Origin of the sequence: Mesorhizobium sp. M1A.F.Ca.IN.020.04.1.1, from assembly GCF_003997315.1 — a bacterium.
GTDB lineage: Bacteria > Pseudomonadota > Alphaproteobacteria > Rhizobiales > Rhizobiaceae > Mesorhizobium.
In genome coordinates, this window is the sequence record NZ_RZSN01000099.1 from 1 (window position 1) to 21,872 (window position 21,872).

Below are 21,872 nucleotides of genomic sequence, written 5' to 3' on the forward strand. Positions count from 1 at the left end.
CGAGGAAAACCGAGAAGCGGTGTGCCGTTCGGAAATTGCGTGGAAACAAAGGCGGAGCTTTCATTGTCGGCTCGCCTGGCGAATCGCCCCGCTGAACCAAAGGTAAATTTTGATTCAAACTTTGTTGGTAATTTCTCATTAGGAATGGGGCTTCCGGCGGCGCTGTTCCGGCCCTCGGTCTGTTTTGTTTTGCGTACAGGTCAAGATGCGGATTTTTGGCGTCGTCAGTTTCGTGCTTGCAGGGCTTTGCCTTGCCGGCTGCTCGTCTACCTCGGGCGTCGATGCCTTGCAGATGCCGTCGAACGAGACGACCAGTTCGGTCGTGCGGCCAAGCGCGCCAGTAACGAAGGCAGTGAAGACCGCCGACGCCGCGATGACGGTGGAGACCGTTTCCATGGCGGGCGCCGCGCGCATCAGGCCGCCGGCGTCGCTGCCTGGCGACCAGAATGCTCGTGTTGACGAGGACAACGCGCGTCCAGGGGATGAGAATTCGCGTCCCTTTGGCTTGGCCGAGGAAGAGACGGTGGCATTCCCGGCGCCGGACCTGCCGGATACGGTCGAGCCCCCGGTCGAGGCCGCAGCACTCGTCTCGCCGCCGAAGCGGCTGTCGCGCGCAGCGCCCGCGATGCTGGCTGGCCCTGTTACCCGCTATGCCTTTCGCGATGCCAAACCGATCAATTTCGGGCGCGCCTCGCCCAGGCACCTTGCCGTCCATGGCGTCGACGTGTCGCGCTGGCAGGGCAATATCAACTGGCAAAAGCTGCGCGCCCAGGGCGCCAACTTCGCCTACATCAAGGCGACCGACGGCGGCGACCATCTCGATCCGATGTTCATGAAAAACTGGCGCGGCGCCGATGCCGCCGGGCTGAAGCGCGGCGCCTATCATTTCTTCTACTGGTGCCGCACCGCCGGCGAGCAGGCCGACTGGTTCATCCGCAACGTGCCGCGAGTCCAGGGCGCGCTGCCGCCGGTCATCGATGTCGAGTGGAACGGCGAGTCCTCCTGCAAGCGCCGGCCTTCGCGCCAGAAGGTGCTGGAGAAGATGCAGGTGTTCATGGACAAGCTGGAGCGCCACTACGGCCAGCGGCCCATCATCTACACGTCGCCGGATTTTTATCGCGACAATCTGCGTGGTGCATTTCTCGACTATCCGTTCTGGCTGCGCGCGGTGGCCGCCCATCCGTCAAAGGTCTATCCGGGCCGCAACTGGCTGTTCTGGCAATATTCGGGCTCCGGCCTGTCGCATGGCGTGAGCGGCCGCATCGACCTCAATGTCTTCCACGGCGACGAGCGGCAGTGGCGCAGGTGGCTGGGCGGCGGCGAGGTGGTGGCCGACGCGAATTGAGGCCGTATGCTTCACCCGGCGCGGGGCGGCGATCGACGGCAATTTCAGGATTTCTCTAACCATCGACTCACCGTCTCCCTTAGCGGCGCGGCAACGGCCTTCCGGTAACGTGTTCGTGATCGCGTCTTGGAGGGGTCTATGCGCAAACTGATTGTCACTGCCGCTGTGGTGGCCGCCGTCGGCTACGGATTTTTCAGCTCGCACCTGCGCAACAAAACGCCCAATGAAAATGTGGTTGCCTATTCAACCACCGACGAGGCGATGCAGGGTGCCAAGGCGAAGGGCCATTCGACGCTGCCGCGCTTCCATGAGTTGATGGCCGCCCGCACGCCTGGCACCTATACGGTCAAGTTCCCGCTGACCCAGAACGGCGCCACCGAGCATATCTGGATGCAGCTTGTGGCTTTTAGCGACGGCCGCTTCGTCGGATTGCTGGCCGACAAGCCGGTCAACGGTAACCAATACAAGATGGGCGACCGCATGACGGTTGCCGAGGCCGATGTCGAGGACTGGATGATCCGCAACGGCGGCGACGTCTATGGCGGCTACACGGTGCGCCAAGCGCTGGCCGACATGCCGAAGGAACAGGCGGCGAAATACGGGATCACGTTCAAGGATTGACGGGCGGCGCTCCCTTCTCCCCACAAGAGCGGAGGAGAGGCCGTCCATCGGGCTTTCGTCGTCCTCGGGCTTGACCCGAGGACCCATGCCGTGACCATTGCCGTAGGGCGCAGCGTGCAGAATTCTGAAACGCCGCAGCGCCTTGATGTAACGGCATGGATTCTAGGGTCTGCGCTGCGTCGCTTCGCTCCTTGCTCCGCCCTAGAATGACGAAGCCGAAGGGCATCGCCCGTCACGCCTCGTTGATCATCGCCTCGATGTTGTAACCGTCGGGATCAAGCACGAAGCAGGCGTAGTAGTTCGCCGCGTAGTCCGGACGCGGCCCGGGCGCGCCATTGTCTGCGGCACCTGCCTCCAGCGCCGCCCTATAGAACGCATCGACCTCCGCCTTGCTCTTCACCCGGAACGCGACATGCAGATGGGTGAGCGGCGGCTTCTCGCCGGTGCTCTGGATCTCGAACAGGCAGCCATTGCCGACATCGAAGGCCCAGAACACGCCCTCCTTGCCGAAGGAGAGGCTGTAGCCCAAGGGCGCAAAAGCCTTTTCGTAGAAGAGCTTGCTCTGTTCGAGGTCGCACACTTCGATGGTGATGTGGTCGATCATAGAAGCTCTTGGACAATTAGGCCAGTGCGGCCGGCCACGGTGACGCGGCCGGCTTTGATCTATATTGGCGATGGCTGCCTTTGGTTGCAACCAGATCAGCCATCGGCCACCAGCTTGCGAATAACTTCGCCGACTGTCAGCCTTGGCGGCATCGGGCCTCAGCTGCACCCGCTCGTCGCACCGCACGTGTCGCACTTCTCGCAGGTGCCGTTCCGCACCATGGTGAAGTTGTGGCACTCCGAGCATTCGTTGCCGGTGTAGCCCTGGAGCAGCGACTGCTGGCGACGAGTGGCGGCGAGCTTCTTTGCCTCGGCCGCTTCATTCGCCGCGGCGTCGGTGAAGAGCGCTTCGGCGCCGCCGGCGGCTTCGGCTTCCTCTTCCACCATCTCCTCGGCCAGTTCCCTGGCGCGCTCCTCATAGTCGCGCTTGTAGGCAAGGGCCTCGTCGCTTGCCGGCTTCAACGCCAGCACGTTGGAGCCGGCGAAGGAGGTGGGCGCCGCACGGGCAGGGGCCGTGGTCGGGGCTGAGCCGCCAAAACCCTTGGGGTCTGAACCGGCAGCCGAGACCAGCTTTACCGGCGAGGCGCCGCGATAGAGGCCCTTGGAGAACGGCGTCGCCTTGCCTTCGGTGATGCCGCGGCCGAGCGCCGTCTTGTCGAAGTCCGACTGGTCGACATGGGCGAGGTCGTGGCGGCCGAGATAGGACACGGCAAGCTCGCGGAACACGTAGTCGAGGATCGACGTCGCGTTCTTGATCGCGTCATTGCCCTGCACCATGCCGGCCGGCTCGAACTTGGTGAAGGTGAAGGCCTCGACATATTCGTCGAGCGGCACGCCATATTGCAGGCCGAGCGAGATGGCGATGGCGAAGTTGTTCATCATGGCGCGGAAGGCGGCACCTTCCTTGTGCATGTCGATGAAGATCTCGCCGAGGCGGCCGTCGTCGAACTCGCCGGTCCTGAGATACACCTTGTGGCCGCCGACGACCGCCTTCTGCGTGTAGCCCTTGCGGCGGTTCGGCAGCTTCTCGCGGTCGCGGTAGAGACGCTCGATGACGCGCTCGACGATCTTTTCCGTCACCTGCACGGCGCGCTGCGCGGCGGGCGCCGCAATCAGCTGCTCGACCGCCTCGTTCTCGTCCTCCTCGCCGTCGGCGAGCAGCGAGGCATTGAGCGGCTGCGACAGCTTCGAGCCGTCGCGATAGAGCGCGTTGGCCTTCAGCGCCAGCTTCCAGGACAGCATGTAGGCGTTCTTGGCGTCCTCGACCGTCGCCTCGTTCGGCATGTTGATGGTCTTGGAAATGGCGCCCGAGATGAAGGGCTGCGCCGCCGCCATCATCAGGATGTGGCTCTGGATCGACAGCGAGCGCTTGCCGATCTTGCCGCAGGGGCTGGCGCAGTCGAACACCGGCAGGTGCTCGGCCTTGAGGAACGGTGCCCCTTCGAGCGTCATCGCACCGCAGACATGGATGTTGGCGGCGTCGATGTCCTTCTTGGAGAAGCCCAGCGCCGGCAGCATCTCGAAGGAGAAGTCGGAAAGCTGCTCGTCGGTGAAGCCGAGCGTCTCTTTCACCCAATCGGCTCCGAGCGTCCACTGGTTGAACACGAACTTGATGTCGAAGGCCGACTTCAGCGCCGCATTCAGCGCCGCGATCTTGTCATCGGTGAAGCCCTTGGCCTTCAGCGAAGACGGGTTGATGCCGGGCGCCTGGTTGAGGTTGCCATGGCCGACGGCATAGGCCTCGATCTCGGCAATCTGGCTTTCGGAGTAGCCGAGCGTGCGCAGCGCTTCCGGCACCGCGCGGTTGATGATCTTGAAGTAGCCGCCGCCGGCGAGCTTCTTGAACTTCACCAGCGCGAAGTCGGGCTCGATGCCGGTGGTATCGCAGTCCATGACCAGGCCGATCGTGCCGGTCGGCGCGATGACGGTCGCCTGCGCGTTGCGATAGCCATGCTCCTCGCCGAGCTCGATGGCGCGATCCCAGGCGGCGCGGGCATGCTCGGCCAGCGCCTGCTGCTTCAGGTCGGAGGCGACCAGCGGCACCGGGTTGACGGCGAGCTTCTCGTAGCCGTCCTTGTCGCCATAGGCGGCACGGCGGTGGTTGCGCATGACGCGCAGCATGTTCTGGGCGTTACGGTCATAGTCCGGGAAGGCGCCGAGCTCGGAAGCCATTTCGGCCGAGGTCGCATAGGCGATGCCGGTCATGATGGCGGTGAGCGCGGCGCAGATCGCGCGGCCCTCGTCGGAGTCGTAGGGAATGCCGGACGTCATCAACAGGCCGCCGATGTTGGCGTAGCCGAGGCCGAGCGTGCGGTAGTCGTAGGAGAGCTTGGCGATCTCCTTCGACGGGAACTGCGCCATCATCACCGAGATCTCGAGCACGACGGTCCACAGCCGAACGGTGTGCTCGTAAGCGGCGATGTCGATCGTGCCGTCTTCCTTGCGGTAGGGCAGGAGGTTGATCGAGGCGAGGTTGCAGGCCGTGTCGTCGAGGAACATGTATTCCGAGCACGGGTTGGAGGCCCGGATCGCACCGGCGGAGGCGCAGGTGTGCCAGTCGTTCATGGTCGTGTTGAAATGCAGGCCGGGATCGGCGGACGCCCACGCGGCATAACCGATCTTTTCCCAGAGATCCCGCGCCTTAAGCGTCTTCAGCACCTTGCCGTCCTTGCGGGCGGTGAGCTGCCAGTCGCCGTCGGCCTCGACGGCGCGCAGGAAATTGTCCCTCAGCGACACCGAGTTGTTGGAGTTCTGGCCGGAAACGGTGAGATAGGCGTCAGAGTCCCAGTCGGTGTCGTAGGTCTTGAACGACATCGAGGTGTAGCCCTGGCGGGCGAACTGGATGACGCGATAGATGTAGTTCTCCGGCACGGCGTCCTTCTTGGCCGCCTTGATCTCGCGCTTCAGCGCGGTGTTGAGGGCCGGGTCGAAGCAGTCGTCGCCATTGCCTTCGCAATTGACGCAGGCCTTCATGATCGCTTCGAGGTGCTTCTTGACGATCTTCGAGCCGGTCACCAGCGAGGCGACCTTCTGCTCCTCATTGACCTTCCAGTCGATGAAGTCCTCGATGTCGGGATGGTCGGCGTCGACGATGACCATCTTGGCGGCGCGGCGCGTCGTGCCGCCCGACTTGATGGCGCCCGCCGCGCGATCGCCGATCTTGAGGAAGCTCATCAGGCCGGACGAGCGGCCGCCGCCGGACAGCTTCTCGCCTTCGCCGCGCAGCATCGAGAAGTTCGAGCCGGTGCCGGAGCCGTATTTGAACAGGCGCGCCTCACGCACCCACAGGTCCATGATGCCGCCCTCGTTGACGAGGTCGTCCTGAACGCTCTGGATGAAGCAGGCATGCGGCTGCGGATGCTCGTAAGCCGACTTCGACTTGGTCAGCCTGCCGGTGAAGGGGTCGACATAGAAGTGACCCTGGCTCGGCCCGTCGATGCCATAGGCCCAGTGCAGGCCGGTGTTGAACCATTGCGGCGAGTTCGGCGCCACGCGCTGAGTGGCCAGCATATAGGCAAGCTCGTCGCGGAAAGCGCGGGCATCTTCTTCGGACTTGAAGTAGCCGCCCTTCCAGCCCCAATAGGTCCAGGTGCCGGACAGCCGGTCGAAGACCTGGCGAGCATCGGTTTCCGAACCATAGCGCTCGGCCTCGGGGAGCTTGGCGAGTTCGGCCTCGTCGGCAACCGAACGCCACAGGAAGGAGGGGACGTCGTTCTCCTCGACCTTCTTCAGGCGCGCCGGGACGCCGGCCTTGCGGAAATATTTTTGGGCCAGGATGTCGGCCGCGACCTGGCTGAACTGCGCCGGCACATCGATGTTGTCGAGGCGGAACACCACCGAGCCGTCGGGATTCTTGATCTCCGACAGAGCCTTGCGGAATTCGATCTCCGCGTAAGCTACCCCTTCTTGACCTGCTTGGTCTGGCTTGGTGAAGCGACGCTCGATGCGCATTGGTCCGGTCCCTTTTGTCTACATATAGCGCTTTTCCCCAGGGATTGCTGCCCCGCCAGGCGAAAAGCACGGTCCGCCGTTTGCCGGCATCGCAGGCGACGCCGGCATTCTCCTCGTCGCGGGCAACACCGTGCAGACAAGCAAACGCCCTTCCAGGCGCTCACCCAGGCTGCAGGCCGACCCACGGGTCCCTCAAAACTGAAACTTTTGTCGATTCCCTCGGAAGAGGGAGGTTCACACTATCTAGGGTCGAGCCTGCCTGCAAACACTAAATATAGTGTTAACAGATCATTTTTTCCAGCCCGACAATTCTCCCTTTCGCCCACCCAAGCCCCATCATTCCCAACGCTTCCGCCGGCCTCGTGAACGGGCGGAAATGTGGGCAAAACGCACAAAATCCGGGAAAAAAGACCGGCCTCTGAACTCTCCGGTCACGCCCGCAACAGGAGCGCATGGCCTATAAAAAGCGACTCGTTCTGACCCGTCAAGGATTCGTTTTTGTAGGTTTTGTGACCCCAATATGTTGTGTCTCACATATGTGGATAACGGGGACAGAAAGGCGCATCGAAAAGCCTTTATTTGACGGTGACGGTTCGTCGGGTTGCCCGGGGCCGGGCCCGACGGGCGGCTTTTCATTTTAGCTGGCTTGGACTATCTGTTGCCCTGCGCGGGGGCGTGTCTTGTCAAGCCTGGAAGCATTCGCTACGCCCCGCTCATGACAGTTACCGTTCGTTTCGCTCCGTCGCCGACCGGCCGCATCCACATCGGCAATGCCCGCACCGCGCTGTTCAACTGGCTTTTCGCCATGAACAACAGGGGCCGCTACATCCAGCGCTTCGACGATACAGACGTTGCCCGTTCGACGCAGGAATTCGCCGATGCAATTCTCTATGACCTGCATTGGCTCGGCATTTTTCCCGACGTTACCGAATACCAGTCGCGTCGCTTTGAAGTCTATGACGCCGCGGTTGAGCGGCTGAAGGCGGCGCGCGTGCTTTATGCCTGCTACGAAACGCCGGAGGAGCTCGACCTGCGCCGCAAGGTGCGCCGCACGCGCGGCCTGCCGCCGGTCTATGGCCGCGAGGCATTGACGCTGACGCCGGAGCAGGTGGCCGAATACGAATCCGACGGGCGCCGGCCGCACTGGCGCTTTCTTTTGCCGAACTTCACCGGCGACCCGCTGCAGCCGGAACGGACCGAGGTGCACTGGAACGACCTTGTGCGCGGCGAGGAGACCGTCGATCTCGCCTCACTGTCGGACCCGGTCCTGGTGCGTGAGGACGGCACTTATCTCTACACACTGCCTTCGGTGGTCGACGACATCGAGATGGGCGTCACCCATGTCATACGCGGCGACGACCACGTCACCAACACCGGCGTGCAGATCGCCTTGTTCCAGGCGCTGGGCGCTGAGCCGCCGGTGTTCGGGCACCACAATCTCTTGACCACCGTGTCGGGTGAGGGGCTGTCGAAGCGCACGGGCGCGCTGTCGATAGAAAGCCTGCGCGAGGAGGGCATCGAGCCGATGGCTGTCGCCTCGCTTGCCGTGCTCGTCGGCACATCGGAGAATGTCGCTGCAGCGCACGATCTCAACGAGCTCGCCAGCCATTTCGACCCGGCCGCGACATCCAAGTCTGCCGCCAAGTTCGATCCCGACGAGCTTTTTGTGCTCAATCGCACGCTGATGCACCAAATGCCGTTCGAGGAGGCGCGCGACCGGCTGATTGTGCTTGGCATTTCCGGCGACAGGGCCGAGCCCTTCTGGCTCGCCGTGCGCGGCAATATCGACCGTTTGTCCGACGCGGTCGCCTGGTGGCGCATCCTGAGCGACGGGCCGCAGGAGCCGGCGGAATTTTCCGGCGAGGACCGTGATTTCCTCCACCAGGCGTTCGACCTGTTGCCGGAAGAGCCTTGGAACGGCACGGTCTGGAAGGATTGGACCGGCAAGATCAAGGAAGCGACGGGCCGCAAGGGCAAGCCGCTGTTCATGCCGCTGCGGCTTGCCCTTACCGGGCGGTCTTCGGGGCCGGAGCTTGCAGATCTATTGCCGCTGATGGGTCGGGAAGGAACGCTGGCCCGACGACCCTGACCTTGCGCTGTTCCGGCGGCAGGGCCGAAACCGGTGACGCCGGCACCTTGGCGGTCAGCTGCTTGATAGCCGCGCGGTCGAGCCCGCCTGCAGCGTTGGCGAGCGTTTCGGGATCGGCGCCAGCATCGAGCTTGGCCGCCGGCACGAGGGTCGTCGCCCCGCTGTCTGGCTGCGGCTGCTCCGGATTGGGCGGATTGCCGCCTATGATCGAGAAGTTTTCGGCCTGGGCGTTGCAGCCGCATTGCGGCGGCCGCGAGTAGTTTGCCTGCTTGTAGAGATAGGCCGTCGGCAGCTCGCTGTAGGGACGGCCGGTCGCCGAGGACGTCATGTTGCCGGCGTCATCGTCCATGCCGCGCGTGTAGAAGACCTGCATCTCGGTGCCGGGGCAGCTCGATTCGCAATTCTTCTGATCGCGCTCGAAATCGCCAAGAGAGGCGGCGTTCGACATCGGGAAGAAATAGCCGTCGCAGGTGCGCACGCAGACGGTGCGGAACTCGCCGTTCATTCTCGGCAGGTCCATGCCGTCGGGTTGGTTGATCACCCGGCGGATGTTGCGCGCGCCGGGATCGTCTGGCGGAAGCGCTTCAGGCGTGTCGAGCGTATCGATCTCCTCGTCGCCACGGCCGAAGAGCTGCTCGAACAGATTGCCGCCACCATTGTTGCGGGCGGCGTCCTGGATCGGGGCGCGAGGCGGCTCGACTTCATCATCGCGGCAGCCATTGGCGTCGAGCGCCGCAAGAATGCGGCTGCGGTCGCGCCGCGTGCCGCCGCCGGCCAGCCGCTGGCGCTTGGCCTGCAAGATGTCGAGATTGGCGTTCATACGCTCTATCGAGGCATTGATCGCCGCGCATTGGCCGGCATTGCGCGAAAACAGCGCGAAGCCGCAATTGGCATCACCGGCGCGGCCGCGCGCCTTGGCCAGCTGCTCGCGCCGGCGGGCGATCGCGTCGTCATATTTGCGGATCAGTCCCGGACCGCCGCCACCGCCGCGCGTGGCTGCAAGCTCCGCTTCGAGCTGGCGGCAGGTGCGAGAAGCGGCCTGCGGCTCCGTCACAGCGACAGCCGACGCCGCCAACACTGCAAGCAGCGCAGCAAGGTGCGTCAGCTTCAACCCCTTCATCCGCCTGGAATCCCGATTGCCTGTGGAAGGCTACCGCGTTCGTGGTTAACTGTTCCCTAGCTTACTAGCCAAACACAATTCCGCTGGCGCGAGCTCGCACAACCCAGAGCTCACCCTGAACTCAGATCGGGGCGAGCGCCTGCGCCTTGTGCGCCGCCTCGACCACCGCCAGTGCCGTCATGTTGACCACGCCGCGCGACGTCACAGAAGGGGTCAGGATGTGCGCGGGCTTGTCGGTGCCGAGCAGGATCGGCCCGACATGCAGCGCGTCCATCATGGCACGCAGCGCCGTCAGCGTGATGTTGGCCGAATCGAGGTTCGGGAACACCAGCAGATTGGCTTCCCCTTTCAGCCGCGAATGCGGGTAGACGCGCTGGCGCAGATGCTCGGAAAGAGCCGAGTCGGCATGCATCTCGCCATCGCACTGCAGCTCCGGCGCGATGCGGGCGAGGATGGCAGCGGCCTCGCGCATCTTGAGCGCGCCGGGCGAATCGCGCGAGCCGAAATCCGAATGCGACAGCAATGCTGCCTTCGGCTCGATGCCGAAGCGCTGGATTTCTTCCGCCGCCAGCACCGTCATCTCGGCTATCTCCTCCGCCGTCGGATCGACGGAGACATGGGTGTCAGTGAGGAAGATGATGCCGCGCTGCGAGATCAGCATCGACAGCGTCGAGAGATCGCGGTCCTTGATGCCGGGACGCGGCCCGATGATCAGCGTGACATTGCGCAGATGTCGCTCGAAGCGGCCTTCGAGCCCGCAAATCATCGCATCCGCATCGCCGCGCTTCAACGCAAGGGCGGCGATCACCGTGTTGTTGGTGCGCACCATGGTGCGGGCGGCTTCCGTCGTTATACCGCGGCGGCCGGCGAGTTCGATCAGCAGATCGACATAGTGCCGGTAGCGCGGATCGTCCTCCGGATTGATCAGGCCGAAATCGACGCCCGGCCGGATGCGCAGGCCGTAACGCTTCAGCCTGACTTCCACGACATGCGGACGGCCGATCAGTATCGGCTCGGCGATGCCTTCCTCCAGGACTACCTGTGCCGCCCGCAGCACGCGCTCGTCCTCGCCGTCGGCGTAGATGACGCGCTTGGCGCTGGCGGCCTTGGCCGAGGAGAACACCGGTTTCATCACCAGGCCAGAGCGGAAGACGAAGCGGTTGAGCTTGTCGACATAGGCCGCGAAATCGGAGATCGGCCGCGTCGCCACGCCGGTGTCGCAGGCGGCTCTCGCCACCGCCGGCGCGATGCGCAGGATGAGCCGCGGATCGAAGGGCGAGGGGATCAGGAAGTCCGGGCCGAAGACCGGCGTCTCGCCGGAATAGGCGCGGGCGGCGACGTCCGATGGCTCCTCGCGGGCCAGCGCCGCGATCGCTCTGACCGCGGCCATCTTCATCTCCTCGTTGATGGCGCTCGCCCCGCAATCCAGCGCGCCGCGGAAAATGTAAGGAAAGCAGAGCACGTTATTGACTTGATTGGGAAAATCGGAGCGCCCGGTGCAGATCATGGCGTCGGGCCGTGCCGCGCGCGCCACCTCAGGCATGATCTCCGGCGTCGGGTTGGCGAGCGCCAGGATCAGCGGCTTCGGCGCCATGTGCTGCAGGAGTTCTGGCTTCAGCACGCCTGCGGCGGAGAGGCCGAGAAAGACGTCGGCGCCGGGGATGACATCGGTCAGCGTGCGCGCCTGGGTGTCCTTCACATAAGGGTCTTTCCAGCGGTCCATCTCCTCGACCCGGCCTTTGTAGGCGACGCCGAAACGATCGGTGACCCAGATATTTTCGACCTTGGCCCCGAGCGAGACCAAAAGGTTGAGGCAGGCGAGCGCCGCAGCGCCCGCGCCGGACGTGACGATCTTGATGTCGGAGATCGATTTGCCGGCGAATTCCAGCCCGTTGAGCACCGCGGCGGCGACGATGATTGCCGTGCCATGCTGGTCGTCATGGAAAACCGGAATGCCCATGCGGGCCTTCAGCCGTTCCTCGACCTCGAAGCATTCAGGCGCCTTGATGTCCTCGAGATTGATGCCGCCGAAGGTCGGCTCGAGCGCGGCCACCGTCTCGACCATGCGCTCGATCTCGGGAGCATCGATCTCGATGTCGAAGACGTCGATGCCGGCGAATTTCTTGAACAGCACCGCCTTGCCTTCCATCACCGGCTTGGAGGCGAGCGGGCCGATATTGCCCAGCCCAAGCACCGCCGAGCCGTTGGAGACAACGCCGACGAGGTTGGCGCGCGCCGTGTAGTCGGCGGCGGCCGCCGGATCGTCCCGGATCTCGAGACAAGGAGCGGCAACGCCCGGCGAATAGGCAAGCGCGAGATCCCGCTGGTTGCCCAGCGGCTTGGTCGCCTGGATCTCGAGCTTTCCCGGGGTGGGGTGCTTGTGAAAGAAGAGCGCGGCCTCATCGAGGTCCGATCGGGCCGTTTTCTTGCTCTCGCCGTCCATTCGCGGCCCTCCTGCGCTTCTTGCTTTCGAGCCTTTTAGCATGCAGCGGCGATTCTTCGCGACGCCAAATGTCGGCCCTGGCATTCACGATGCCGAGGCGAAGATAATCAATCCATTTCAGCCTGTTGGCTCGGAAACTTGCGGCGGATTGACGAAGCTCGTCAGAACGCACTGACGTAGAGGCCGCCGTCGACCGGGATGTTCTGTCCAGTGAGATAGCCGGCATGAACCGAGCACAGGAAGGCGCAGATCTGGCCGAACTCTTCCGGCGTGCCGAGGCGCTTTGCCGGTACGTCGGCGCTGATGCGGGCCTTGCGCGCGGCGGCCGCTGCCGGGTCTTCCGGCGTGCCGGCTTCATGCGGGCCACGCAACCGGTCGGTGTCGAGCTTGCCGGGCAACAGGCTGTTGATGGTGACGTTTCGGTCGATGACCGTGCGGGCCACGCCGGCAAGGAACGAGGTCAGGCCGGCGCGGGCGCCCGACGACAGGTCGAGGCCCGGGATCGGCACATAGACCGACAGCGATGTGATGTTGACGATGCGGCCGAAGCCGCGTTTGGCCATACCGTCGATGACCGCCTGGATCAGCTCGATCGGCGTCACCATGTTCTGCGTCACGCCTTCGAGGATTTTCGCGCGGTCGAGCTCGCGGAAATCGCGAAGCGGCGGGCCGCCATTGTTGTTGACCAGGATGTCGGGGGCGGGGCAGGCGGCAAGCAATGCCTTCTGCACTTCCGGCTTCGAGACGTCGCCGGCGATCTCGATCACCTCGACACCGAATTTTTCGCGGATTTCCTGCGCCGTCTTCGCCAACAGCTCGGCGTTGCGGCCGTTGATGACAAGGTCGACGCCGGCTTCGGCCAGCGCAATCGCGCAGCCGCGCCCCAGTCCCTTGCTCGAGGCGCAGACGATGGCCTTCTTGCCGCGAATGCCGAGATCCATGGTGATTTCTCCTTTTTCGAGGGCGGCAAGCTAGCGCCTGGGCTGGACCAACCGCAACCGTCATACGGTTGTTGCATGAATCGAGGCATAGCACGCCAAAGAAAGGTGGAAATCGCGATGTCCGGTCCAGAGCCCCGCACTTTTCGCACCATGTTCATTTCCGACGTGCATCTCGGCTCGAAAGCGGCCAAGGCCGATTTCCTGATCGATTTCCTGCGCCACCATGACGCCGATACCATCTACCTGGTCGGCGACATCGTTGACGGCTGGCGCCTGCGGCGCAGCTGGCATTGGCCGCAGAGCCATAACGACGTGGTGCAGAAGTTGCTGCGCAAGGCGCGCAAGGGCGCCTCGATCACCTACATCGCCGGCAACCACGACGAATTCGCCCGCCAGTTCCAGGGCGTGCATTTCGGCGGCATCGTCGTTGCCGACCGCGCCATTCATGAGACCGCCGACGGCAGGCGGCTTCTCGTCATCCATGGCGACCAGTTCGACACTGTGGTGCACAATCGGCGCTGGCTCGCTTACCTCGGCGACTACGCCTATGACACGGCAATGCTGGTCAATCGCCTCGTGACGAGACTGCGCCACCTGCTCGGCCTGCCTTACTGGTCGTTCTCTTCCTGGGCGAAGGTCAAGGTGAAGAAGGCGGTGAACTTCATCGGATCGTTCCAGACGGTGCTCTCCGAGGAAGCGCGGCGCTCGCATGTCGACGGCGTGATCTGCGGCCACATCCATCACGCCGCGATCGAAAGCTATGGCGACGTGCAATACATCAACACCGGGGACTGGGTGGAAAGCTGCACCGCGGTGGTCGAGCATTTCGACGGCCGCATGGAGATCCTAACCTGGGCGCATGTGCTGCCCGAAGTTGCGGCCGGCAAGGACGCGCCGGTGCTCGATCTCATCGATCTCAAGGGCAGGGCGGTCAAGGCTGCCTGAGCGCCTTTCCGGCTCCGAGGTTCCTTGTCTTTCAACAGCTTTGGCCAGATCGACTGGTCCAGGCGGTTCCGCCGCGCCTTGCCGCGTGATAGGGATCGAAACGCGTTGCGGGTCGTGGAATGCAGCGTAATTGGATCGATTCATGCCGCTGCCGCCGCTTTCGCCTGAGCAACTCGTCAAGCCAGCCCATTTCGAACTGCGCATGAGCCTGATCTTCGCGACATTGTTCGTGTCGCAGGGGACGCATCTGCCCTATTTTCCGCTCTGGCTGGAGGCGAAAGGCTTCCACGCCGAACAGATCGCAGTCATCCTGGCCGCGCCGATGTTCCTGCGCGTCGTGACGACGCCGATGCTCACCGCGTTTGCCGACCGGGCGAAGGACCGCGCCAATGTCTATATCGCGCTGGTCGCGGCGACGATGATCATTTCGGCCGGCTATTTCCTGCCGGCCACCTATGCGGGCGTGCTGGCCATCTCGCTGTTGCTTTCGATCCCTTGGACGCCGCATTCGCCGATGGCCGATTCGCTGGCTCTGTCGGGCGTCCGCCGCTTCGGCTCCAACTACACGGCCATGCGCAAATGGGGTTCGATCTCCTATTTCTGCGCCAATATAGTCGGCGGCTTCATCCTGGCGGCCACCGGCCCGCAAACTGTTCCGGCGATCATCTTTGTGGCCCTTGCCGCAGCGCTTGTCGCGGGTTTGTGGGCGCCGCGGATGGGCAAGCCTCGCAAGGCGTCGCCATTATCGGCGACCGACATTCAGCATTCGGCGCCAAGCCTCTTCAACGCCTATTTCCTCTATTTCACGCTGGGTGTCGGCATCATCACCGCCAGCCACGCCTTTCTTTACGGCTTCGTGTCGATCTACTGGAAGTCGATCGGCATCAGCGATTCCGTCGTGGGCCTGCTGTGGGCCTGGGGCGTGGTTGCCGAGGTCTGCATGTTCTTGTTCTTCAACCGCATTTTCGCCTCCGTTTCCGTCGTCAGGGTGATGGTGATCGCCGGCATCGGCTCGATCCTGCGATGGGTCGCCTTTCCGCTGGTCTGGCCGCTGGGCCTCGGCGTCGTCGGCTTCTTCGGCGTCCAGACGCTGCATGCGGTTTCGGTGGCGATGGTGCTGATCGGCCTGCAGAAGATGATCGGCGAAACGGTTTCCGAAGAGCGCACGGGCGCCGCGCAAGGCATCGCCTATTTCTTCAACGGCTTCTTCATGGCCGCGGTCACGCTGGTCTCCGGCCCGCTCTACGATCATCTTGGCGTCGACGGGTTCCTGGCGATGATCCCGATCGCGATCATCGGCCTCGCGCTGATCGGGCTTGCCGCGCGGTCAGCCCCACAGCGCCGGCTGAGGCGGTGAGACCAGCGAGCCCTGGTAGACGAGACCCGGTTCGCGGTCGTGCGCCAAGAGCAGCGGCCCGTCGAGGTCGACGAAATCGGCGCCTTGAGCCAAGAGCACTGCCGGCGCCATGGCGAGCGACGTGCCGACCATGCAGCCGACCATGATGCCGAAACCCAACTCGCGGGCACGGTCGCGAAGGATCAGCGCTTCGGTCATTCCACCAGTTTTGTCGAGCTTGATGTTGACGACGTCATAAAGGCCGACCAGCGCTTCGAGGTTCTTCGCCTCGTGCACGCTTTCGTCGGCGCAGATCGGCACGGGATGCGCGATTTCGCGCAAGATGCCATCACGGCCGGCCGGCAGCGGCTGCTCGATCAGCACTATGCCGTGCTCGGCTGCGAATGCGAGATTCTCGACGATGTTGTTATCGGTCCAGCCCTCGTTGGCATCGAGTATGATGCGGCTTTGCGGGGCGGCTTGCGTCACGGCGCGAATCCTTGCCGCGTCGTTGTCGCCGCCGATCTTGACCTTGAGCAGCGGCCGCGAGGCAGCGGCGCGGGCCTGCGCCGCCATCGCCTCAGGTTCGGCGAGCGACAGCGTGTAGGCGGTTTCGAGCGCCTTAGGCGAAACGACCCCGATCGCGTCCGCCACCGGCCTGGCGCCCAGCTTGGCTTCGAGATCCCACAAGGCGCAGTCGATGGCATTGCGGGCCGCTCCGGCCGGCATGGCCGCGAGCAAGGCGGTGCGGCCGATGCCGTCGATGATCTGGCCGCGCATCGCCTCGATTGCGGCGCGCACGCCTTCCATCGTCTCGCCGTAGCGCCTGTAGGGCACGCATTCGCCGCGCCCGACATGTCCGTTGTCGGCGATCGTCACGGTGATGACTTCGGCCTCGGTTTTCGATCCGCGCGATATGGTGAAGGTGCCCGCGATGGGGAATCGCTCCGCCTCGACCGAAATGACACGCGCCATATTTTTCTTCTCCGGCTGTGCGACCCGGTCTCCCGGCAAATCGACACGCCAGTCCCGTCACGCTAAACAGGACGCCATGTTGACCATCCGCAAACGCGACGCAAGCCGCACGCCCGCCGGTGATGCCAATCACCAGCCGCGCATTATCGTCGGCGAGGAAGGCGACGTAATCGGCTGCGCTTTCTCGGGTGTCTGGACGACGCGGACCGTGGCATCGGTCGATGCGGAGATGCGCAAGATCGAAAACCGCAACAGCGCCAAGAAGCTGATGCTCGACCTTTCCCAGATCGAGAAGATGGACACGGCCGGCGCCTGGCTGATCGATCGGCTGGCGAGCGCTTTCGAGAAGAAAGGCGTCGAAGTCCATGTGCAGGGGCAGAGCGAGATCGCCTCAATCCTGCTCGGCGCGGTCGGCGACGCGGTGCGACGCGAACCCGAATCGGGGCCGGCCGGACCGCCCAACATCATCCTGCGCGCGCTGGAGCTGGTCGGCCGCCGCGTCTACGAGATGCGCGACGATTTTCTGGCCTCGATGAACATCCTCGGCGCCACCATCCGCGGCGCGCAGATGAAGCTCGGCCGCGGCCATGCCGTCAATCCGGCAGCAATCTTCAACCAGATCGACCGCATGGGCGTCGGCGCCATTCCCGTGGTGGTGCTGATGTCGGCCATCGTCGGCGCCATCGTCGCCCAGCAAGGCGCTTATCAGCTCAGCTATTTCGGTGCCGACATTTTCGTCGTCGACCTCGTCGGCGTGCTGATCCTGCGCGAACTTGGCGTGCTGATGACCGCGATCATGCTGGCCGGCCGCTCGGGCAGCGCCATCACCGCCGAGATCGGCTCGATGAAGATGCGCGAGGAGGTCGACGCGCTGAAGGTGATCGGGTTGAACCCGATCGGCGTGCTGGTGTTTCCGCGGCTCGTCGCCTTGGTGATTGCGCTGCCGTGCTTGACGATCATCGCGAATTTCGCCGCGCTCGGCGGCGGCATCATCGCCGCCTGGCTCTATTCCGACATTCCACCGGCGGCATTCATCGATCGGCTGCGGGTCGCCATCGACCTCAGCACCATTTTTGCCGGGCTGATCAAGGCGCCGTTCATGGCCATGATCATCGGCACCATCGCTTCGGTCGAGGGCATGAAGGTCGGCGGCAGCGCCGAATCGCTCGGCCAGCACGTGACCGCGTCGGTGGTGAAGTCGATCTTCGTCGTCATCATCCTCGACGGGCTTTTCGCCATGTTTTACGCATCGATCGGGTTTTGAGATGGCGGTTGCAAGCGGCAACGGGGTCAAGACGGCGCAGAACGCGGACCAGAGCGAGATCGTGCTTTCGGTCCGTGACGTCACCGTTGCCATCGAAGACAAGCTGATCCTCGACAAGCTTTCGCTCGATATCGAGCGCGGCGAGATCCTGGGCTTCGTCGGCGCCTCGGGCGCCGGCAAGTCGGTGTTGCTGCGCACCATCCTCGGGCTTATGCCGAAGCAATCGGGAACCATCAGGCTGTTCGGCGTCGACGTCGACAAGGCAAGCGAGATCGAGCGCCTGCGCATCGACATGCGGCTCGGCGTCCTGTTCCAGCACGGCGCGCTGTTTTCGGCGCTGACAGTGCTGGAAAACGTGCAGGTGCCGATGCGCGAGTATCTCGACCTGCCGAAGAAGCTGATGGACGAGCTCGCCATGCTCAAGGTCGAGCTGGTCGGGCTGCCGCCGGACGCAGCGCAGAAATTCCCTTCCGAGCTGTCGGGCGGCATGATCAAGCGCGCGGCGTTGGCTCGCGCGCTGGCGCTCGATCCGGACATCGTCTTCCTCGACGAGCCGACCTCGGGCCTCGATCCGATCAGCGCGGCCGAATTCGACGAATTGGTCGTCAAGCTGCGCGATACGATGGATTTGACGGTCTACATGGTCACGCACGACCTCGACACGCTGTTCACCGCCTGCGACCACGTGGCGGTGCTCGGTAAGAAGAGGGTGCTGGTCGAAGGCACGATCGACGACATGCTGAAAAGCGAGGAGCCGTGGGTAAAATCCTATTTCCGCGGAAAACGCGCCCGGCAACTTGATCTTGCGGCTCGCGCATAGCCATAAGTGAGGCAATGGAAACCAGAGCCAACTACGTCATTGTCGGCATTTTCACGCTGGCCGCCATCCTCGCGGCCTTCGCCTTCGTCTACTGGACGGCCGCGATCGGCGAGCGTGGCGAGACGACGCTGTTGCGCGTGCGCATCCCGGGCTCGGCTTCGGGCCTTGGCCGCGGCAGCTTCGTGCTGTTCAACGGCGTCAAGGTGGGCGACGTCAAACGGGTCTATATCGATGTCGACAACCCGACCGTCGCCATCGCCGACACCGAGATCGACCGCATGACGCCGATCACCAAGTCCACGCAGGCCGATATCGGGCTCGCCGGCCTCACCGGCCAGGCCAATATCGAGCTGAAAGGCGCCGATCCCAAGGAAGTGAAGCTGCTCGACCAGGCCGAGAAAGAAGGCAGGGTTCCGGAGATCGTCGCCAATCCGTCGGCCGTGACCAACCTGCTGCAGACGGCGCAGAACATCTTCACGCGTGCCGACAAGGTGCTTTCCGAGTTGGAAGGCTTCACCAAGGATGTTCGCGGACCGCTGACGCAGACAGTCAAGAACGTCGAGACCTTCTCCAACGCGCTGGCCAAGAATTCGGACGGCATCGATAAATTCCTGTCCGCCGTGAGCTCGCTTTCGGAGCAATTGCAAAATGTGTCGGGCCGACTCGACAGCACGCTGAAGGCGGCCGAGGGCCTGCTCAATTCGGTCGACAAGGACCGGATCAAGAGCATCGTCGCCAATGTCGACACGGTCACCGCGAACCTCAAGGAAACCAGCGGGCAGTTGGACGACGTGCTGAAGAACGTCGATGCCGCGGTGGGGTCGGTCAACGACTTCGCCAAGCAGACGCAAGGGACGCTCGCCAAGGTCAACGGCGTTCTCGATGGGATAGATCCGGCGAATGTCCGTACGGCGCTCGCCAACATCCAGAAGGCAAGCGACAGCGCCAACAAGGCGGCCGCCGACATCGCCAAGGTCACCGACAAGATCGCCAACCGCTCCGACGACATCAACGATACGATCAAGAATGCCCGCCAGCTTGCGCAACGCCTCAACGACGCCTCCGTGCGCGTCGACGGAATTCTCGAGAAGGTCGACAAGCTTCTCGGGTCCGGTGAAGCCAATGGCGTAATGGCCGATGCTCGGGCGACGCTGAAGTCCTTCAAGCAGGTTGCCGATACGCTGAACTCTCGGCTGGGCACCATCGTCGACAATCTGTCGCGCTTCTCCGGCCAGGGGCTGCAGGATGTCGAGGCGCTGGTCCAGGCCAGCCGGCGCTCGATCAGCCGAATCGAGGAAGCGGTGACAGATCTCAGCCGAAACCCGCAGCGCATACTGACGGGCGGCGAGGGGGAGGTCCGTCAGTTTGACGGCAGGGCACGGCGTTGACTTCCGCTGCTGCGAACGCCAAGAACATGGATTGCAGCTGTAAGTTGATCGTCAGATCCGGGGACAGTGGGGATCGCGCGTGAAGTTAGTGAGAGGGTTGAAGTCCGTTGCTGCCGCGACGCTCGTGTTCACGCTTGCAGGCTGCGCGGTACTGGGGGGCAGGCCGGCGCCGCTCGACACGTTCGAGCTTTCCGCGCCTTCGCTCGACATGCGAGGCCACAGCCGCCGCCAGATCCTGATCGCCCAACCCTCGGCGCTGAAGGCGCTGGACAGCCAGAACATCGTGATCAGGCCGTCCGACCAGTCGATCCAGTTCCTCAAGGGCGCGCAATGGGCGGACCGCCTGCCGCTGATCGTGCAGGCAAGGCTCGCCGAGACTTTTCAGCGCTCCGGCAGCTTTGCCGGTGTCGGCAAGCCGGGCGAGGGTTTAGCGATCGACTACCAGATCATCGTCGAGGTGCGGTCCTTCGAAGTCCGGGTCAATGGCGGCGAACATGCCGATGTCGAGCTGTTCGTGCGCATCCTCAACGATCGCAATGGCGAGGTGCGCGCCTCGAAGGACTTCACGGCCAGCGCACCGGTCTCGGGCGGCGGAAATGCCGCTTATGTCGGTGCCCTGGACAACGCGTTCGGCCAAGCGGCGAGGGACATCGTCCGCTGGACGGATTCGGTGATCTGAACGAATGCGCGTGCCTGTGCGGTGCCGCGCAAGCTACAAACACTCGAAGACGTCTGCCTGCAATTTTTCGGATTTCAACAGATGTTGCAGGGTGTAGGTCAGCGATAGCGCATCGTCGAGCGCGTCGTGTGCCCGCAACGGAGCGTGGTCGACGCCATAGTAGTCCGCCAGCTTGTTGCTGGGTGTCCTCGCCAAATCTTCGATCGGCATCCCTGCCGCTAGCAGCAGCTTGACGCATTGTCGAACCGGTTGGCTGGTATGGAAACGGGAATGCCGGCGACATAACAACTGATCGCGACCATGTTCAGCTCGTCCTTGCCCCAGGACCAAAAGCGCGCACCGTCGGAGAAGCGGTCGATGTCGGCAAGAGCTTCTGCCAATCCGACTCCCTCGGTCTCCAGGGTTTCTTCAGTGATGCCGGTGAGCTGGGTGAAAAACGGATCGAGCGCGTATCCCCGGCCGAATCGGTCAATCGGTTGCACATAGGCGCGGTGCGTGCCTAATAGGGGAAACTCCCCCTCAAGTCCGAGCTTTACTGCGCCGACCTGGGCTATGACCGGATCGGGATCATGAGCCGCGCACCAAAATCTGCGTTGCGAGCCTTGGAGGCAAAGAAATTCGCAGTCGAAGATTATCGCTGTCTTCAAGGCCTTCCCGCCAATTCGAAGATGGGACCTGCGTCAAACTGGAAGTAGATTCTAAAATGAAGAAGCGGAGCAATGGCCCCGCTTCAGTGTCTGATATGTGCCCCGCTCAGTGCAGGCGGCCGCTGGCGTGGGCCAGCATCGTGTAGACCTTGCCGGTGTCCGACGTGAGATAGGTTTGCGCCATGATGTTGTCGCGGTCGTTGCGCGACACATCCTTGAGCAGCTTCTCGAAATCGTCGCAGTAGCGGTCGACGGCGGCGCGGAACTCGGCCTCGGCCTGATACTTGCGGCGGATCTCGTCGAAGGTCTGCTGGCCCTTCAGCGTGTAGAGCCGGCGCGTGAACACGTCGCGCTCGCCGCGGCGGTAGCGGTTCCACAGCTCGATCGAGGCGTCATGGTCGATGGCGCGGGCGATGTCGACGGACAGCGAATTGAGCGATTCCATGACATGCAGCGGCGAACGCTGGGCAGGGGTCGCGCGCGGTGCTTCCGCGGGCGTCGCCGGCTTCAGCTCTTCCTCGCGCGAGGCGTTGGTCAGGAGATCGCGCACCCAGCCGCCCTGCTGCGTGCGGCCGTTCGGATCGCGGCGCGGCGCTTCCGCCGGGCGCTCGAGATCGAGGGTGCCGCGCAGCGTCGTCTCGCCGAGCGGTGCCTGCGGCGCCGGGCGCTCCGGCTGAGGCTGCTGCGGCGCCGCAGGCACCGCTC

At 63.7% G+C, this 21,872-nt stretch carries 16 protein-coding genes and 1 pseudogene; 9 read left to right on the forward strand and 8 right to left on the reverse strand.

Annotated features, from left to right (window positions below):
* Positions 1-205 precede the first annotated feature (205 nt).
* Positions 206-1,345: a GH25 family lysozyme gene (locus tag EOA49_RS19450; RefSeq protein ID WP_066995242.1), complete on the forward strand. Its 1,140-nt coding sequence runs from the start codon at positions 206-208 to the stop codon at positions 1,343-1,345.
* Between the two features lie 138 nt (positions 1,346-1,483).
* A complete protein-coding gene (locus tag EOA49_RS19455; protein ID WP_127241007.1) occupies positions 1,484-1,966 on the forward strand; it encodes a DUF2314 domain-containing protein in 483 nt (160 codons plus the stop codon).
* A 232-nt stretch (positions 1,967-2,198) separates the two neighbouring features.
* On the opposite strand, the gene EOA49_RS19465 is transcribed toward EOA49_RS19455, so the two are convergent.
* Both EOA49_RS19465 and EOA49_RS19470 read right to left on the reverse strand, forming a co-directional pair.
* A complete protein-coding gene (locus EOA49_RS19465) occupies positions 2,199-2,570 on the reverse strand; it encodes a VOC family protein (RefSeq protein ID WP_067328377.1) in 372 nt (123 codons plus the stop codon).
* 158 nt (positions 2,571-2,728) lie between these two features.
* A complete protein-coding gene (locus EOA49_RS19470) occupies positions 2,729-6,520 on the reverse strand; it encodes a vitamin B12-dependent ribonucleotide reductase (protein WP_127243304.1) in 3,792 nt (1,263 codons plus the stop codon).
* 715 nt (positions 6,521-7,235) lie between these two features.
* On the opposite strand from EOA49_RS19470, the gene gltX reads away from it, so the two are divergent.
* Entirely contained in the window at positions 7,236-8,609 is a 1,374-nt protein-coding gene (gene gltX, locus EOA49_RS19475; RefSeq protein WP_127241885.1) for a glutamate--tRNA ligase, read from the forward strand.
* Here the strand turns inward: gltX and EOA49_RS19480 are convergent.
* From EOA49_RS19480 to EOA49_RS19490, 3 genes are all read right to left on the reverse strand, one after another.
* Positions 8,527-9,729 (reverse strand): DUF2865 domain-containing protein, encoded by a 1,203-nt coding sequence (locus EOA49_RS19480; RefSeq protein WP_127241886.1) that lies wholly within the window; start codon positions 9,727-9,729, stop codon positions 8,527-8,529. The two genes, gltX and EOA49_RS19480, sit on opposite strands and share 83 nt — an antisense overlap.
* A 121-nt stretch (positions 9,730-9,850) precedes the next feature.
* Complete coding sequence (locus EOA49_RS19485; RefSeq protein ID WP_067328387.1) at positions 9,851-12,172, reverse strand: NADP-dependent malic enzyme; 2,322 nt, start codon at positions 12,170-12,172, stop codon at positions 9,851-9,853.
* A gap of 161 nt (positions 12,173-12,333) precedes the next feature.
* Entirely contained in the window at positions 12,334-13,113 is a 780-nt protein-coding gene (locus EOA49_RS19490; protein ID WP_127243305.1) for an SDR family oxidoreductase, read from the reverse strand.
* Positions 13,114-13,230: 117 nt separating this feature from the next.
* Between EOA49_RS19490 and EOA49_RS19495 the strand changes: the two genes are divergently transcribed.
* Together EOA49_RS19495 and EOA49_RS19500 are read left to right on the forward strand one after the other, a co-directional pair.
* Positions 13,231-14,058, forward strand: coding sequence for a UDP-2,3-diacylglucosamine diphosphatase (locus EOA49_RS19495; protein ID WP_127217192.1), 828 nt, complete (start codon positions 13,231-13,233; stop codon positions 14,056-14,058).
* Between the two features lie 142 nt (positions 14,059-14,200).
* Positions 14,201-15,415, forward strand: a complete 1,215-nt coding sequence (locus tag EOA49_RS19500; RefSeq protein ID WP_095825302.1) for an MFS transporter — start codon at positions 14,201-14,203, stop codon at positions 15,413-15,415.
* Here EOA49_RS19500 and dgcA read toward each other — a convergent pair.
* Positions 15,386-16,369: an N-acetyl-D-Glu racemase DgcA gene (gene dgcA, locus EOA49_RS19505; protein WP_127217190.1), complete on the reverse strand. Its 984-nt coding sequence runs from the start codon at positions 16,367-16,369 to the stop codon at positions 15,386-15,388. The genes EOA49_RS19500 and dgcA overlap by 30 nt on opposite strands.
* A gap of 76 nt (positions 16,370-16,445) precedes the next feature.
* Between dgcA and EOA49_RS19510 the strand changes: the two genes are divergently transcribed.
* The 4 genes from EOA49_RS19510 to EOA49_RS19525 all read left to right on the forward strand — a co-directional run bounded on the left by EOA49_RS19510 (position 16,446) and on the right by EOA49_RS19525 (position 20,520).
* Entirely contained in the window at positions 16,446-17,633 is a 1,188-nt protein-coding gene (locus EOA49_RS19510; RefSeq protein WP_067328401.1) for an ABC transporter permease, read from the forward strand.
* 1 nt (position 17,634) lies between these two features.
* Positions 17,635-18,453, forward strand: coding sequence for an ABC transporter ATP-binding protein (locus EOA49_RS19515; RefSeq protein WP_127217087.1), 819 nt, complete (start codon positions 17,635-17,637; stop codon positions 18,451-18,453).
* A 14-nt stretch (positions 18,454-18,467) separates the two neighbouring features.
* Complete coding sequence (locus EOA49_RS19520; RefSeq protein ID WP_067328406.1) at positions 18,468-19,841, forward strand: MlaD family protein; 1,374 nt, start codon at positions 18,468-18,470, stop codon at positions 19,839-19,841.
* Positions 19,842-19,929: 88 nt separating this feature from the next.
* Positions 19,930-20,520: an ABC-type transport auxiliary lipoprotein family protein gene (locus tag EOA49_RS19525; protein ID WP_127242177.1), complete on the forward strand. Its 591-nt coding sequence runs from the start codon at positions 19,930-19,932 to the stop codon at positions 20,518-20,520.
* Positions 20,521-20,553: 33 nt separating this feature from the next.
* On the opposite strand, the pseudogene EOA49_RS19530 reads toward EOA49_RS19525, so the two are convergent.
* Positions 20,554-21,167: pseudogene (locus EOA49_RS19530) on the reverse strand (3'-5' exonuclease).
* A 106-nt stretch (positions 21,168-21,273) separates the two neighbouring features.
* Positions 21,274-21,872 (reverse strand): hypothetical protein (locus EOA49_RS19535; protein ID WP_164749250.1); only part of this gene is annotated, 599 nt, incomplete at its 5' end.

What these genes read in the sequence shown, in the direction of transcription:
- EOA49_RS19510 (WP_067328401.1), top strand. Translation starts at nt 16,446, where the DNA reads ATGTTGACCATCCGCAAACGCGACGCAAGCCGCACGCCCGCCGGTGAT.
- EOA49_RS19490 (WP_127243305.1), bottom strand. Translation starts at nt 13,113, where the DNA reads ATGGATCTCGGCATTCGCGGCAAGAAGGCCATCGTCTGCGCCTCGAGC.
- EOA49_RS19465 (WP_067328377.1), bottom strand. Translation starts at nt 2,570, where the DNA reads ATGATCGACCACATCACCATCGAAGTGTGCGACCTCGAACAGAGCAAG.
- dgcA (WP_127217190.1), bottom strand. Translation starts at nt 16,369, where the DNA reads ATGGCGCGTGTCATTTCGGTCGAGGCGGAGCGATTCCCCATCGCGGGC.
- EOA49_RS19470 (WP_127243304.1), bottom strand. Translation starts at nt 6,520, where the DNA reads ATGCGCATCGAGCGTCGCTTCACCAAGCCAGACCAAGCAGGTCAAGAA.
- EOA49_RS19500 (WP_095825302.1), top strand. Translation starts at nt 14,201, where the DNA reads ATGCCGCTGCCGCCGCTTTCGCCTGAGCAACTCGTCAAGCCAGCCCAT.
- EOA49_RS19520 (WP_067328406.1), top strand. Translation starts at nt 18,468, where the DNA reads ATGGAAACCAGAGCCAACTACGTCATTGTCGGCATTTTCACGCTGGCC.
- EOA49_RS19480 (WP_127241886.1), bottom strand. Translation starts at nt 9,729, where the DNA reads ATGAAGGGGTTGAAGCTGACGCACCTTGCTGCGCTGCTTGCAGTGTTG.
- gltX (WP_127241885.1), top strand. Translation starts at nt 7,236, where the DNA reads ATGACAGTTACCGTTCGTTTCGCTCCGTCGCCGACCGGCCGCATCCAC.
- EOA49_RS19515 (WP_127217087.1), top strand. Translation starts at nt 17,635, where the DNA reads ATGGCGGTTGCAAGCGGCAACGGGGTCAAGACGGCGCAGAACGCGGAC.
- EOA49_RS19485 (WP_067328387.1), bottom strand. Translation starts at nt 12,172, where the DNA reads ATGGACGGCGAGAGCAAGAAAACGGCCCGATCGGACCTCGATGAGGCC.
- EOA49_RS19450 (WP_066995242.1), top strand. Translation starts at nt 206, where the DNA reads ATGCGGATTTTTGGCGTCGTCAGTTTCGTGCTTGCAGGGCTTTGCCTT.
- EOA49_RS19495 (WP_127217192.1), top strand. Translation starts at nt 13,231, where the DNA reads ATGTCCGGTCCAGAGCCCCGCACTTTTCGCACCATGTTCATTTCCGAC.
- EOA49_RS19455 (WP_127241007.1), top strand. Translation starts at nt 1,484, where the DNA reads ATGCGCAAACTGATTGTCACTGCCGCTGTGGTGGCCGCCGTCGGCTAC.